Here is a 16,420-nt window from a genome sequence, read left to right as displayed (position 1 = left end):
AAAGGAGTGCACAAAAAAAAACACGAAGCCGCGAAGGCACGAAGAAGCGAAGGTAATAGGTCGAGAAAGTATGTTTACTTCGTGTTCTTCCTATTCTTCGCGTCTTCGCGATTCAAAAGGTCTTATTTTCAAAAAGCGTAGCAATGGCTACCGAATTGCTAGATTGATTATAGTATAATTGGCCTAATCAGAGTGCATGATAATCATAATCAGTAAGGGGTGACGTAATGGTTCGTTTAGGCATAGATATAGGTTATTCCACATTCAAATATATCATCTTAGATGACAATGAGCAGGAAATAGGTAGTGAATATTTGTTTCATCGCGGTAATATCGATACAGCATTTAGGAATATGCTGGAGAAAATAGAAAAGGAATATAAAGTCGAAGAGTTTTATTTTGGTATCACCGGCGAACAGGCAGAAGGAATGCCTGCTTTGAAGAACTATTACCTTAATGAAGTCACGGCGTTAATTGAAGGAGCTTTTGCCAGCAATGATTCTTTGCAGAGCATCATTGAGCTGGGAGCCCAAAAAGCGAAGTGTATTACAAATCTTTCGGCACAAGACCGAACACATATCAAATTTTCCATGAACTCAAGCTGTTCTGCCGGAACTGGATCTTTTTTGGAAGAACAAGTTTCACGGCTGGGAATTAGTCTGTATGAGTATTCCGATTACACGCAAAAAGCGACAACCATACCCCGGATTGCCGGACGATGCAGCGTGTTTTCTAAAACCGATATGATCCACCATCAACAGGAAGGTGTGAAAACCGAAGATATATTATTAGGACTAGCGTACGCTCTTGTGCGAAATTTTAAAGCCAATGTGGTACAAAAAGCGATTCTTGCAAAACCAGTTATGCTCACTGGAGGTGTAGTATATAACAAAGGCGTTATAAAGGCATTAAAAGAAGTATTTGCATTAGAAGATGAAGATATCTTGATACCAGAGCATTTTGATAAGATGAGTGCGTGGGGTGCAGCTCGTCTTGCAAATGAGAAAAAGCAGGTAGTAACGTTGGAAGAGCTTAAAAGTGCTGCTGGTTTTTCACATAAAAAGGATGCACGAAATGATGGTTATCCCGCCTTATATCCCTTCGGTCAAAATGAAAGCATTCATAAACATGACTGCCAGCATGTGGCTAACCGTTATGAGGGATATTTGGGAATTGACATTGGCTCTACCAGTACTAACCTGGTAGTAATCGATGATGAGAAACATGTGATTGCATACCGCTATTTGCGTACAAAAGGGAATCCCAGACAGGCTGTTCGCGAAGGAATGGATTCTTTGCAGGAACAGTTTGAGCATCGCCTTAGGATAAAAGGTATAGGCACTACGGGATCCGGGCGCTATCTCATTGGGAATGAATTAGAAGCAGCAGTCATTGTAGATGAGATTACTGCCCAAGCCAAAGGTGCGGTAGAGGCTGATCCTGAGGTGGACACTGTTTTTGAAATCGGCGGACAGGATTCTAAATATATCAGCATACAAAACGGTATGGTTGTGGATTTTGAGATGAACAAAATTTGCGCCGCAGGAACAGGATCATTTATTGAGGAACAGGCAAAAAAATTAGATATTCCTATCGAAGATTTCTCCCAGCTGGCGCTGAAAAGTGAAAACCCTTTGAATTTGGGAGATCGGTGTACGGTGTTTATTGAAGGAAATGTTGCCAAAGCCTTGGCAAGTAATGAAAGTAAGGAAGATATTGCCGCAGGACTGGCTTACTCCATTGTAAGCAACTATCTAAACCGTGTGGTGGGAAATAGAGCCATTGGTAATACAGTGTTCTTACAGGGAGGGATTGCTCATAATCAGGCGGTGGTCAACGCATTTCGCGGGGTTCTAAAACGTAATATCATCCTGCCGAAATTCTTCAGTGTGACAGGTGCATTAGGTACTGCACTTTTGGTTAAGGAGAAGTTGATCCAAATTGCTAACAGTGTCAGCAAAGAGGCTGATCGTTCTATCCCGCGAAATGTGGATCAGGAGATGGAAGGACTATTTCTAAAAGGTTATACCGGGGACATTGATGCTGCGAAGCTTACGATTGGTATTCCCAGAGTCTTATTCTTGCACAAATTGTTTCCTATGTTTCATGAAATCTTTAAAACACTAGGCTTTAATGTAGTTCTGTCCAAAGCAACCGATGAGGAAATTGTGGCTCTTAGCCAGGAGTATTCTCTGGAAGAAACCTGCTATCCGATTAAGCTGATCAATGGTCATGTAGCTTCTTTATTAAAACAAGGAGTCGATTATATTTTTCTGCCAAGTCTGTACACGATGAAGCATGATGTATCAAAATCCCGGGAAGATTATGCCTGCGTATACATGCAGACCGCCTCGCAGATTGTTTCCCATGTGATGGACTTAGAGAAAAAAGGTGTGAAATTATTAGCTCCAGCCCTTTCCTTCAAGTTCGGCAAAGTGTATATGATGAAGACTTTACTGCGTATGGGAAAGGAATTAGGGAAAAATAAAGGGCAGATGGTATTTGCCATTATGAAAGGCATGGCTAGGATGCAGGAATATGGCCGGGATGTGGAGGTCTTAAGCCAGGAATTGGTTAAGAGTCTTCAAGATGGGGAAAAGGCCTTTGTGATTATGACCAGAACCTATAATGTAGCCGATCCTGTACTGAATATGAAGATTCCCCAAACCTTAAGGAAGATGGGCTATAAGGTACTAAACCTTGCTAACATTCCGGCTTTTGACTACGATGTTTCAGAGGATCATCCCAATATGTATTGGCCCTTTGGACAACATATCTTAGCCGGAGCAAAAATTGTACGGGATATGCCTAATCTGTATCCCATCTATATTACCAATCATGGATGCGGTCCGGATACGGTGCTGAGTCATTATTTCAATGCCGAAATGCAGGGGAAACCATATTTGCATATTGAGGTTGACGAACACTCATCGAGTGTCGGGGTTATTACCCGGTTAGAAGCTTTTATCAATAGTTTGGATCATTATGATGCGAAAACCATAAAAAAATCAATACCTAATACCACCCGGAGTAAAGAAGAAAGCTTTCAGGGAAAACTGTTACTGCCAAATCTTTATCCCTATAGTCAAGTTTTATGTGAATGGTTTACATCCAAGGGAATTGCAGCAGATCTTTTACCGCCAACCGGCCAACAGTCATTAGAAGTGGGAAAAGGATTTACCAAGTCTAAGGAATATGTATCTATGTTTTCCTTATTGGGGGACATCTTCTACTATTTGGAGAAATCTGAAGAGAAGAGAATTAAGCTGTGGCTGCCCCAAAGTGAAGGCAGCGAGGTGTATGGTCAGTACGGAAGGCTGGTAAATGAAAAATTAAAAGGCGCAGGCTATCAAGGGGAAGTGATTTCTCCATTTATTGAAGATTTATTGGAAAGCAAAGAGTATGGTTATGACTTTGCATTAGGGGTTATGGCGGCTGATTTGGCTCAAGCTTCTGATCCAGTAGACCGGGAACTGATTTTGCTGAAAGTGCTGGATTTAATCAGGCACGGTGGGCTGAATGAACAGAACCTGATTCAGCTTTCTCAAGATGTGTATCAAAAATTACAGAATAAGACATATGATAAAAAGATCGTTGTTCTGGGAGAATGGAGCGTTATATTCAACGAATATCTAACGAATTCTCAATTAAAAGGTTTAGAGAAAAATCATAAATTGATGTACCAGCCTTTATCTGAGGTTCTACTGTTTACAGGGTATGAGAGCCTTAAGAAGAGTTCTAAGAACCGGAAAGGATTCAAAGAGCAGCTGGAGAGAGTAAAGCGTGTAATGAATAATATTTCCGATGGTTTGTCAGAATATAGTCCTTTTGATAGGAATATTGATGAGTTATTGAAAGAGGCTGATAGGAGGCTGCCCCTATATGCGGGAGGAGCGGGACGCTATCGACTTGCCAAGATCTTTCGCTGCCCAGAGCATGTGGATGGAATTTTGGCGGTGAGTTCCATGTATGAAAATACAGCTACCATACAGAAACTTCTGAGAGACAGAGATAAAGACGAGATTAAACATCCTGTACTTGACCTGGCTTTTGATGGATCGAGTCATAGTAATAATAAAGAGTTACTTGATACGTTTATGCATTATATATAAGACCTAGACGATACAATAAATTCGTAAAAGTGAAATACCCTGAAGACGATAACTCGTTTTCAGGGTATTTGCTCTATGTATAGAAAAGCATAAGTTTCTTTAATTTGAGATAGGGAAGAAGGCGTATAACAAAATCGTTGTAAGGAATAATAAAGAAGTAAATAGATAGCAGTCGATTGTGAAATACTCATATCTTAGAATTTTTATAGGAGATAAAGCAATTTACTGAAAAACAGAATAAAAGGGGAGACTAAAATGGATCATTCAATGTTTTGTTATCAGTGTGAGCAAACATTTGGCGGAAAAGGCTGTACGAAAAGTGGTGTTTGTGGAAAAACACCAGAAATTGCAAATTTACAAGATTTATTAATTTATCAGTTAAAGGGAATTTCTTGCTATGCCAAGCCTTTAATCGAGCAAGGAAAGAAAATTGATCAGGAAACTGTAAAATTTGTAGAAAATGGCTTGTTTACAACCTTAACAAATGTAAACTTTGATGCTCAGGTGCATGTGAATTTAATAAAGGAATCACAAAAGATAAAAGAAAAGCTGAGAAATTTGGCACCAGAGGGGCAATATCCAGAAGCAGCTACTTTTAATGTGAGTAATACCAAAGAAGAAATGCTAAAAGAAGCAGTGAAGGCTGGAATTATGTATGATCAGAATCTGGATGCTGATATCAGGTCCCTGCGTTCCACGATATTATTTGGACTAAAAGGTATTAGTGCCTATGGACATCAAGCCAGATTTATTAAATACAATAGTGATCAAGTAGACCAATTCTATTTCTTAGGGTTAGAAGCTACGACGAATGATCGTTTAACACTTGAAGAAATGATACGGATGGTAATGAGAACCGGGAACATGAGTGTAGAAGTAATGAAGGTGCTGGATGAGGCCAATACTACAACATACGAAAATCCTTCTCCTCATAAAGTGAATGTGAATGTGAAGAAAGGTCCATTTATCATTATATCCGGTCATGATCTAAGAGATCTAGAGATGCTGCTTGAGCAAACAGAAGGCAAGGGCATTAACATTTATACCCATGGTGAAATGCTGCCCGCCCATGGATACCCTGCACTGAAAAAATATAAGCATTTAGTCGGCAACTATGGTTCTGCCTGGCAAAATCAGCAGAAAGAATTTGATGAAATACCAGGATGCATTTTAATGACAACGAACTGTTTGATGAGACCGAGAGAAACTTATAAGGATAGAATCTTTACGACGAGTGTTGTAGGCTGGGATGGAGTAAAATACATTGGGGCCTCTGGCGACGGAACTAAGGATTTTAGTGAAATCATTAAGAAATCACTGGAGCTGGGTGGATTCAAAGAAGAGGAAGAGAAAAAAGAAATCCTCGTTGGTTTCGGACATCATGCAACATTATCCCATGCCGAAGCCATTGTTAATGCAGTTAAGGAAGGAAAATTAAGACATTTCTTCTTAATCGGCGGCTGTGATGGAGCAAGACCAGGCAGAAGTTATTATACCGAGTTTGCCCAAATGGTTCCTGAGGATTGTGTCATTCTCACGTTAGCTTGCGGTAAGTACCGATTTAACAAATTGGATTTTGGAACGGTGGCTGGCTTGCCAAGATTACTCGATATCGGACAATGTAATGATGCCTATTCAGCAGTTCGAATCGCTACAGCATTAGCTGATGCTTTTGATACCGATGTCAATTCTTTGCCGCTTTCCATTATACTATCCTGGTATGAGCAAAAGGCTGTTGCTGATTTATTAGCATTATTATCACTAGGGATCAATGGAATGTATTTAGGACCAAGTTTACCAGCCTTTATATCCCCCAATGTGCTGCAATACCTTGTGGAAACCTTTGCTATAAAACCAATCAGTACACCTGAGGATGATTTGAGAAGTGCGCTTAAGCAGGCCAATTAGTAAGATATTCACATTAAAATTTGTTTCGACTCATCTATGCCAATTAAATTTAAACCTACAAGAAAAACCTGCGATTTTAGCGGGTTTTTTGCTTTAATTTGTTAAATTTATTATGGATTGCTTTTTATAGGGAGAGAATATTTAGGAAAACTATATTTTCCCTAAAATGCTTTTAATTTCCAGAGAGGAGAAGTGTGCAGTGTTGTAGAACGTTGCATAAAGATGACTCGTTGTGGAGTATTTTATCGATTGGGATTTCTGCGAGGCTGTGTAGAGGCATAATGCTGTTTCTATTTGTAAAAGGAGAGAGAATATTGACAAAAAATAATTCCGGTGACAAAGCCCATAACCAGCAATCTGGAAGGCAATCTTTTGGGGCTGCCGCTAGGCTTGCTTCGACAACAGGATGTACAGATGCTAACCAATTCCAGCGGCAAGATTGTCTGATCGTCGGCATTGGAGCTTCTGCTGGAGGGCTGCAGGCCCTGTTGCAGTTATTTGAGGGTATGGCGGAAACAACTGGCATGGCTTTTGTCGTTATTCAGCATTTGGATGCCAACAATGACAGTGCCTTGTCGGACATTTTGGCAAAGGCGACAGCTATGTCTGTCTGCGAAGTAAGAGATCATGCTGTCGCGCAGCCAAATCAAGTTTATGTTATTGCACCTGGAACAGAGCTACGTGTTTTGAATGGAGTGCTGACTACCGTACCGCAAAAAAGCGGTGTGGGGCGGTATACGCCCATCGATTCTTTCTTCGAATCACTGGCTATGGATAGAGAGAGCAAGGCTTTCGGTGTGATTTTGTCTGGAAACGGCGCAGATGGTGCGCAAGGGATAAAAGCAATAAAGGCTGCTGGCGGTATTGCCTTTGCCCAAACTCCTCAGTCAGCGAAATATGACAGCATGCCGTGCAGCGCAATCGCTACCGGTATGGTAGATTTTATTTTGGAGCCACTGCAAATTGCAGGTGAACTTTCACGTCTTGGTCAATCCCAGATGATTACAAGTTCGATATCGGAAGACATCGAGCTGTTCCCCGACGGAGCGGAGGCACTTGATCGAATTATCGCTCTGCTACGCAAAGTCAGCGGCATTAATTTCGCTGAATACAAGCAGTTTACTATAAAAAGGCGTATTATGCGCCGAATGGTTTTACTCAGAATAGAAAAGCTTGATGATTATATTGCTTATCTATGGGAAAACGGCGCAGAACTTACCGCTTTGCAGCAAGATATGCTGATCAATGTCACGAAATTTTTTCGTGACCAGCAGGCCTTCGACACTTTGAAAGAGGTGGTTTTTCCATCCATCGTGAGTACTGCCGTGCCAAATGTACCTATCCGGCTGTGGGTACCCGGGTGTTCAACTGGCGAGGAGGCCTATTCACTAGCCATAGCTTTACTGGAGTTTTTGGAGGACAACAACGTCAACCAGCGAATCCAGATCTTCGCTACGGATATTAATGAAATCGTTATCGAAAAAGCGCGGTCTGGAATCTATCCTAAGACGATCATGAGCGATGTTTCTCCGGCACAGATCAGCCGCTTCTTTGTCGAGGTGGAACAGGGCTATCAGGTTAGTAAGAGAATTCGTGACATATGCGTATTCGCTAGGCAGGACATCGGGCAGGACCCGCCTATTTCCAGAGTGGATCTCATCAGTTGCCGCAATGTAATAATCTATTTTGGTCCGGCATTGCATAAACGAATTTTTCCGATTTTTCATTATGCCTTAAATCCCAATCGTTTTCTGATGTTAGGTTCATCAGAATCCATAGGTGTATTTGCTGATTTGTTTGGTTTGGTGGATAAAAAACATAGGATTTACACGAAGAAATCGGTAACCACTCCTATGGTATTTGATTTTTCTGCCATTGAGCATGCGGCATCCATCCAAAATCGTCGCACGGCTGATGCAGACGGATTTAGCGGCGATTCCTGGATGGAAGTACATAAAGAGGCTGATCGGATCGTTCTCGGAAAATATGCTCCATCTGGTGTCATTATTAACAGCAAGTTGGATATTATCCAGTTTCGGGGGCGTACTGGTGTGTATCTTGAACCTGCACCAGGAATGCCCAGCGTAAATTTACTGAAGATGGCTCGGGATGGATTGTTTACCGGATTGCGGGCAGCTGTTAATCAAGCCAAAAAAGAAAATGCAATGGTCAGAAAAGAAGGATTGCACCTTTTTAAAAATGGATATTCACTCTCGATTAATGTTGATGTTGTTCCTATTAATGGTCCATTTCAAAGAGGCGAATACTTTCTGGTATTGTTTCAGGATGCTGCATCTCATACCGAGCTTTATAGTGCAGTTGAAAGTGGCACTTCACAGGAAATTCTTCAACCAGGAGCTGCAGAGGAGGCACGGCGTTTAAAACAGGAAGTTGCTGCTACAAAAGAATATTTGCAGTCGATTATTGATCAGCATGAAGTAGTCAATGAGGATCTCCGGTACGCCAATGAGGAAGTACAATCGAGCAACGAAGAGCTGCAGAGTATGAATGAAGAGATGGAGACTGCAAAAGAGGAACTTCAGTCGACAAATGAAGAGTTGATGACCCTGAACGAAGAACTAAGAACCCGTAATATGGAATTGAATCATGTCAACAATGATATGATCAATCTTCTTCGCAGCATTAACCTCCCTGTTCTTATACTCAGCAGCGATTTACGCATTAGACGTTTCAACTCACTTGCAGAAAAGGTATTCAATTTGATAGGGGCTGATGTAGGACGACCGATCGGTAATATTAAACCAAACATCGATGTTCCTGATTTGGAGCAAGTGAGTTTACAGGTAATTGATACTCTAAACAGTACGGAGCAAGAAGTTCAAGACCGAACAGGCCACTGGTACTCCATGCAGATACGTCCCTATCGGACTACGGATAACAAGATCGACGGCGTTATCATCACTTTTGCTGATATTGACGCTATCAAGCGAAGCATTAGAGTTATCCAGGAGGCTCGGGAATACGCCGAAGCCATTGTGGAAACGGTAAGGCATCCTATGGTGGTTCTTAATGCTGACTTGCGCTTGAAAACAGCTAATAAAGCTTTTTATCAAATTTTTCAAATGACACCTGGAGACTTGATTGGGCAATCCATTTTTCAAATCAAAGACAGTCAGTGGAACCTACTTGAACTGTACACCCTGTTGGCGGATCTTCTCGACCATGACACGGCGTTCGAAGATTTTGCGATCACTGGCGATTTACCTGATGTCGGGAATTTAACAATGCTGATTAATGCCCGGCGGATTGTAAACTTGCACGATAATGCAAAATTGATTCTGATGTCTTTTGAAACAATTGCTTTGCAGACCGAATAACAGTAAATCAAAAAGAAAAAGGTAAAAGTACACACTAGGAGCAGAGAAACAACGCGTTTGGTCAATAGGAGGAGAATATGGACTTAGAAATTCAGTGCAGGACGATGCAAGAAGCTCTGGGGGAGTTGGAGGAGTCACGCAATCGCTATGCTGATCTTTATGATTTTGCGCCAGTGGGTTATGTGACTTTCGATAAAACGGGCTGTATCAGTGAGATTAACCTTGCTGGCGCAGCCCTGTTAGGTATGGAACGACCCCAGCTACTCGGAATGCCAATGTCTGTTTTTCTTGCGAAAGGAAGTTATAAGCTTTTTTTTGACCATCTGCGAACATGCCGGATAACTGGTAAAAAAGTCATTACTGAATTAGGAGTTATACCTCGAAACACTGGGATGATCCATGCTCAAATTATTAGTATGCCGCTGCCGGGTGCTGGCGATTATGGATCAAAATACAGATCGATTATAGCTGATATTACGGAACGTAAGCTGATGGAAAAAGAGATGTCTCGGATGGAAAGGTTAAACTTAATTGGGGAAATGGCTGCTGGTATTGCCCATGAGATCAGGAATCCTTTGACGACGGTAAGAGGTTTCTTGCAGTCCTTTATGCGGAGGACGGAATTTGCACATTTTAATTCCCAGCTCAATTTGATGGTCACCGAACTAGATCGAGCCAATTCCATTATTACGGAATATCTTTCCCTGGCGAAGAATAAGCCCCTGGATCAATCCCCCCAGAACCTGAATGAGATTATTAAAAATATCCTGCCATTAATGGAGTCTGATGCGCTGCTTAATGAAAAGTGGATTGTTACGGAATTGACTGATATTCCTCCTTTACTTTTGGATGCCCAAGAGATGCGCCAACTCATCCTCAATTTTGTCAGGAACGGCTTGGAAGCCATGGCACCGGGAGGAAAATTGACGATTAGTACGTTTGTGGAAGGCAAGCAAGTGGTTTTATCCATTCAAGACCAAGGCACGGGAATTCCGATGGAAATAAAACAAAAATTAGGTACCCCCTTTTTGACGACGAAAGAAAATGGTACTGGTCTGGGATTGCCAATTTGCTTCAGCATAGCGAATCGGCATAATGCAAAAATCGATATTAAGACGGGAGACGCTGGGACCACTTTTATGGTGAATTTTTCGTGGTCGTAATAGTATTTCCAATAGGAGATCGATAAAAAAGAGGATAAATGCGTAAAGTCGTGATAGAATTGTCATAATGTCGGATTCATTATGAACAAGAAAGTAGGAAATAATAGGATGCAATTTGCGATAACAGAAAAATTTCACGAGAAGTATTTAGAAGATGTAACTATGGAACTTAGTCAAGATCGTCTATGGAGAAAGAGGCTTTTTGAGGGGCAATATCATGAGCCGTTTTTAGCAACATATAAGGAATTAGAAGAACTTCCTTGCCAGCTATGGACGATCTTTTCCCAATACGGCTTGGAATTTTTGGTTTCAAAGGTTAAATCCTGTCCTGAAAAATTTGATGAAGATTTAATCATCTTCAAATTTGAAGCAAAAGGATTTTCACATCTAGTGCGTTATTCAGGCAATGGTCGAAATGATTTTGAATGAATTTAGTTTAGTGAAATAATGTAATCCATAAATGGTGCAATGGTTTTTCTTTGATCCAAAGGAATGGGATATTCTTATAATTGTAAAGCCGCTAATCATCTACCTTTTAAGGAAGAATTAGCGGCTTTTACGATTTAGTTACATCTCGTTTGTTATATTACAATCTTGTTCATTTTATTTGCAAGTAGGTGAATTCCCATTTTTTCATTCATACCAATTTTTAGTAATCACCGAGGTCAAGATAATGATCTAGGATGGCTAAACTTTGGAGGGTGCTTGGTTTTGGATATTTGTGAGTGAGTTTGTAACAAATGATATCTGGTGGAGGATCAGATAAGTGATAATAGGAAAATCTCCCCTCTTTTAAAGCTGATTTTGCGATCCACATTGGTACGATTGCCCATTGGAGAGGATGCTGCAAAAGTGTAAATAATAGTTGAGCGCTTTCTAATTTAATTCTTGATAGGCAAAGGGGATTCCACCAGCGATCATGCCAAATCTGAAAAAGTGGTCCCCAAGGAACATATAGTTCATAGTTTGGATCTAGCTCATTGGGATTGATTAGCTTTGCGTTACCATCAGATGGTTCTCCCATGCGTAGAACTACCATTGGTGCGGTCAGGAAGCGCTCAACTTTTACTCCGGGAAGGGTCTGTTCTCTAAGCGCAAATCCGACATGTATTTGTCCCTTTTCGACTTCTTCGTAAAGGGGGATAGAATGTAGTGTATGAATTTCTAAGATCACTGGTGGTTGATGTTGGGTCATTGCGCTGAATACTGGCGGAAAAACAAAAGTATTGAGACTATTTACGGTACCGAAGGATAAGGAAAGTTTCGGACCTTGTGATTTTAAAATTTGAGTTTCCAGCCAGAGGGAATTCCATCTTTCAGCCAACTGTAAGAATTCTGCACCCATAGGTGTTAAGCTAATTTCTTTGATTCCTTTGCCGCGCTCAATTAATGTTGCCCCCATCATTTCTTCTAGTGTTTTAAGTCTGTGACTAACGCTAGATTGTGCAAGGTGTAGCTTCTCGGCTGCCCGACTCAAACTCTGGGTACGTACGATGGCTAAGAAGGCTTCAATTCCAAGTGTATACACGGCTGCACCTCTTAAATATAGAATATATAGATATTTAATAGAAAATCAATTCATTTTACTATGATTCGTCTATAATTTAAAATTATAATAGTTAAAAGATTTTGTCAATAGATATACTATTCGATTGAGTCGGCTGACAAGAAAAGATTGCTTCAAAATAGTAGTAAGAGGGAGGAATAGATATGAAAAATGTGGGATTTCGAATTTATAGCAACATAATGAGACCCCCAAAGGAACTAGTAGAAGGATTTAACGGAATTCCAGTGGCAAACATTGCAGATAATATGAACCGGATGTCCTGTATCGATTCTAGAATTCGGAATATGAATGAAACTCCACTGCTAGGGACTGCTTTCACGGTAAAATCCAGACCGGGAGATAATCTAATGCTAAATAAAGCAATTGATATGGCTGCGCCTGGCGATGTAATTATCGTAGATGCTGCGGGTGAAACGAGCAATTCAGTTACTGGTGAGATGATGATTACTTGGGCACAACAAAGGGGAATTGCTGGTTTCATTATTGACGGCGCCGTCCGCGATGCAGCAATCATAAGAAAAATGAACTTTCCTGTTTATGCAGCAGGCGTAACGCCGAAAGGACCATATAAAGATGGACCTGGTGAAATTAACGTTTCCATTTCATGCGGTGGCGTTGTGATAAATCCAGGAGACATTATAGTAGGTGATGGGGATGGGGTAGTTGTAATTGATCCTAAAGATGCTCCAGAACTTTTGGAAAAGGCCAAAGCAACGGTAGTGAAAGAAATGGATATGATGAAAGCCATTAAAAACAAGACATGGGATAGAAGATGGGTTGACAAAGTGCTTCATGATAAAGAATGTGATTATATTGATTCAGACGAAATGTAAATCCATATAATTACATGGGAATAGTGGTAAATTAATATATTACTATAACAAGGAGGAAAAAATGTCTCAAAACGTAGCAAATGTCATAACAGAAAAACCAACTAAGTTTCGATGGGTTGTTGCAGGACTTATTTTTTTAGTATATACAGTGGCGGCTGCTGATCGTGCAAACATCGGAATTGCTCTGCCATTTATCCGCAAAGAGTTTCATATGAGCAATACAGAAGCGGGAGGCCTTGTTAGTCTCTTTTTGCTGGCATATGCGATTGCGCAGATGCCTTCTGGTTTTGCATATAGTAAATTTGGAGTACGGAGAATATTTTCTTTTGCAATGATTGCCACATCTATTTTCACCGGATTAATAGGAAGTTCAAGTTCACCTTTGATGATGAAAATATATCGCTTTGGTCTTGGATTAGCAGAAGGACCGCTGCCTATTGGGATTACGTCCACTATTAATAACTGGTTTCCACCCCGGGAAAAGGGATTTGCAACCGGCATATTCCTTTCCGCTGCCAAGTTTGGACCGGTAGTGGTTCCGCCCTTATGCGCTCTGATTATTCAGCAGTCCAGTTGGCATTATATTTTTTATTGGTTTGCTTTGCCAGGTATATTCCTTTCCGTGATTTGGTATATTTTAGTAAAGAATCATCCGTCGGAAAGTCCTCATTGCTCTTTGACCGAAGTGAAGTATATTGAATCTGAACAGTTGAGTCAAAAAGCAATAGTACAAAAAAGGCCATACTCTCTTAAATGGCTGGATCAATTAATTCGAGCACGGAAAGCTAACCCTTTAGATACGAATGCGAGAGTATTCCGTTCTTGGGATATATGGGGAAGCACCCTTGCATATTTTTTTGTTCTCGGTATTGTCAATGTACTATTGGCCTGGATTCCTACCTATTTAATTAATGTTAAACATTTTACCATCATGAAAATGGGTTTTGTTGCTTCAGCACCTTGGGTGGGAGCGGTAATCGGTAATTTGGTAGGGGGATGGTTTTCTGATAAGGTGTTAAACAAACGGCGCAAGCCGCTCATGATGATGACTTCATTATCTACCACCTTTATGATGTATGCATTAACAAATGCACCTAATGATCCTATTTTCCTCGGTTCGCTTTTGTTTTTAACGGGTATTTTACTCAATGTTGGCTTTTCCGCCTATATGGTATATCCCATGGGGCTGACGACTAAAAAAACATTTCCGATTGCTTCCTCCATCATTAATACCGGCGGACAGCTTGGCGGCGCTTGTGCCCCACTGATTACGGGCATGATTCTTGATGCATACAGCTGGGATGCAGTATTCATGTTTTTAGCTGCTAGTTCCTTTATTAGCCTGTTAGTTGTATTAACCATAACAGAACCTGTCGAGGAGCCTTTGAATATATAAGCTGAATAGGGCAAACTGCTGTATATTAAAAGTGTTATAAATCGTTATGGAGTAAAAGCAATAGCATCTTTGCCTAATATAATAAGAAACATTAAGTCAGAAACCTAAAGAAGCCAAGAAGTTATGTCTTCTTTAGGTTTTTTATTGTATTAAAGTTAGGAACGTGTTAGTTTGCTGTTATTGTTTTTGGTATTTTACAATATTATAATTAGGGACAATAGTAGAAATTTAAGAGGTGGTAATATGAAAAAACAAAGTATCGTGATGTTAATAATGCTCTTTTTTATGGTAGGTTCGGCTGCAGCTTGTGCCAAAAAAATACAACCGGCTGAGGTGTTGGATGTTGCTGCTGTCAATGTGAATGAATTTTTCCAAAAGAATGAAGGAACATTCGTCCTCAAAGATTTAGAATCAGGAAAAATGTTTATTTATAACAACGAGAGAGTCAAAGAGCAAAGAACCCCAAACTCTACATTTAAAATTATGAATTCATTAATTGGTTTGCAGGTAAAAGCAGTTAAAGATGAATATGAGATTAAACATTGGGATGGAACTAAACGCACATTAGATAACTGGAATCAAGATCATACTCTTGCTTCTGGCATGAGAAATTCTGTTGTCTGGTATTATCAAGAAATGGCTCGTGATATTGGTGAAGGGCGTATGCAGGAATGGCTGGACCGGTGCTCTTATGGAAATCGTAACATTAGCGGGGGCATTGATCGGTTTTGGCTCAATAGCTCATTGAAGATTTCTCCATTAGAGCAGGTTAATTTTCTTGAAGGGTTATATCGGGAAACTCTTCCCTTTGATAAAGGTGTAATGAAAACCGTTAAACGGATCATGATTCAGCAGGAAGGTGATGAGTACATACTATATGGAAAGACAGGAAGCTCAGGACTTGAAGATGGCTTGTCAACAGGGTGGTTCGTAGGTTTTGTTGTTATAAAGGGACACCCTTATGTATTTGCCGCTAATCTTGACAGCCAGGAAGAAATTGCAGGTCCAGTCGCTAAAAAGGTGACGATAGGGATTCTTCAGAAATATAATTTGGTTACCCGATAGCAGTTGACAGTTGCCGAACCCGGTAAGATACAATCGTAGTCAGGCAGTCTTTTTAGTATTGAAAGAGCGGGACTAAAAGAGTATAGTAAAATAAAAGGACTGCGACTATGGAGGGGTGGTTTTGCAATTGCGTGCTTGTCTTATAGTAGAAAGAGGAGAACCTTACGAAGCGGGCACTCGCATCGAATTTCTTAAGGACGAATTATATCTTGGCCGTTCCAGTCTTGATCATCAAGTCGATGTGAGTTTTTCCAATCAATTGATATCTCGTAAGCACTGCTATATTGTACAGAATGAAGAAGATATAATACTGTGTGATTTAGGCAGTAAGCATGGCACAATGATAAATGGAAAAGCAATTACTCCTTATGAAAAGCATATTCTTCATAGAGGGGATACAATCAGCTTGTCGATGGGGATTGCCGCAATCCGAATTGTCAGCGCTTCCAAGAATGAAGAAACAATGGATTTAAGTCAAACACAATCCATGTTTTTGAAAAGGGATACTTCAATTACTGTGGAGTGCGCTAAGTGGGAATGCCGTATTGATGGTCAGTTGGTTAGCTTGACAGAAAAAGAATGGCGCTTCTTTAAGCTGCTATATGACCATGCCAATACAGTAGTGACCTATGATGAAATCAGGGCGGCGGTATGGCCGGAAAGAATTCTTGGCAAAAGTACACTTCCTGATGCAGGAGTCGATGAAATCAACGTGTTGATTTATCGTGTGCGCAAAAAACTGGGCAAACGGTCGGAAATGTTAAAAGCAATGCGAGCTCGCGGATATGTGCTGAATTTATAAGATTATAGTAGAGAAAAAAAATGTAACAATTAAGAACCTGTGAATATTGCGGGTTCTTTTTTCGTAGAGCATGTATCATTAAGCAGCAGTTTGTCATTGCGAGCATAGGACACAATCCCCTGCTTGCTAAAAAATTGCTTGAATCTGTCCCAATGACGAAATACTATACAACATTTTTGTATAGTAGAAAGAGCATAAAGTTTTACTGATAAAATTAATAAAATGTTAACTTGAAA

The 16,420-nt window shown here is 40.4% G+C and carries 10 protein-coding genes; 9 read left to right on the top strand and 1 reads right to left on the bottom strand.

From position 1 onward, the window contains the following. Positions 1-227: 227 nt before the first annotated feature. From FR7_RS19940 to FR7_RS19920, 5 genes are all read left to right on the top strand, one after another. Positions 228-4,112, top strand: coding sequence for an acyl-CoA dehydratase activase (locus FR7_RS19940; protein WP_007932405.1), 3,885 nt, complete (start codon positions 228-230; stop codon positions 4,110-4,112). A gap of 255 nt (positions 4,113-4,367) precedes the next feature. After that, positions 4,368-6,020: a hydroxylamine reductase gene (gene hcp, locus FR7_RS19935; protein ID WP_007932404.1), complete on the top strand. Its 1,653-nt coding sequence runs from the start codon at positions 4,368-4,370 to the stop codon at positions 6,018-6,020. 314 nt (positions 6,021-6,334) lie between these two features. After that, positions 6,335-9,358, top strand: coding sequence for a chemotaxis protein CheB (locus tag FR7_RS19930; protein WP_007932403.1), 3,024 nt, complete (start codon positions 6,335-6,337; stop codon positions 9,356-9,358). Between the two features lie 77 nt (positions 9,359-9,435). Next, positions 9,436-10,521 (top strand): two-component system sensor histidine kinase NtrB, encoded by a 1,086-nt coding sequence (locus FR7_RS19925; protein WP_007932402.1) that lies wholly within the window; start codon positions 9,436-9,438, stop codon positions 10,519-10,521. A gap of 81 nt (positions 10,522-10,602) precedes the next feature. After that, entirely contained in the window at positions 10,603-10,950 is a 348-nt protein-coding gene (locus FR7_RS19920; RefSeq protein WP_237715560.1) for a hypothetical protein, read from the top strand. A 220-nt stretch (positions 10,951-11,170) separates the two neighbouring features. Here the strand turns inward: FR7_RS19920 and FR7_RS19915 are convergent, their stop codons facing one another. Further along, positions 11,171-12,049: a LysR family transcriptional regulator gene (locus tag FR7_RS19915; protein ID WP_007932399.1), complete on the bottom strand. Its 879-nt coding sequence runs from the start codon at positions 12,047-12,049 to the stop codon at positions 11,171-11,173. Between the two features lie 182 nt (positions 12,050-12,231). Between FR7_RS19915 and FR7_RS19910 the strand changes: the two genes are divergently transcribed. The 4 genes from FR7_RS19910 (at position 12,232) to FR7_RS19895 (ending at position 16,184) form a co-directional block, all read left to right on the top strand. Continuing rightward, positions 12,232-12,921 carry an RraA family protein gene (locus FR7_RS19910; protein ID WP_007932398.1) on the top strand — a complete coding sequence of 230 codons (690 nt, stop codon included), beginning with the start codon at positions 12,232-12,234 and terminating at the stop codon, positions 12,919-12,921. A gap of 61 nt (positions 12,922-12,982) precedes the next feature. Further along, positions 12,983-14,317 (top strand): MFS transporter, encoded by a 1,335-nt coding sequence (locus FR7_RS19905; RefSeq protein ID WP_007932396.1) that lies wholly within the window; start codon positions 12,983-12,985, stop codon positions 14,315-14,317. Between the two features lie 243 nt (positions 14,318-14,560). Next, a complete protein-coding gene (blaOXA, locus tag FR7_RS19900; protein ID WP_007932394.1) occupies positions 14,561-15,382 on the top strand; it encodes a class D beta-lactamase in 822 nt (273 codons plus the stop codon). Positions 15,383-15,503: 121 nt separating this feature from the next. Continuing rightward, on the top strand, positions 15,504-16,184 hold the full coding sequence (locus tag FR7_RS19895; protein WP_007932392.1) for an FHA domain-containing protein: 681 nt from the start codon (positions 15,504-15,506) through the stop codon (positions 16,182-16,184). The last annotated feature ends 236 nt before the right edge of the window (positions 16,185-16,420 follow it).

Origin of the sequence: Pelosinus fermentans DSM 17108 (assembly GCF_000271485.2) — a bacterium.
Classification (GTDB): domain Bacteria; phylum Bacillota; class Negativicutes; order DSM-13327; family DSM-13327; genus Pelosinus; species Pelosinus fermentans.
This window is presented reverse-complemented; position numbering and strand designations above follow the sequence as displayed.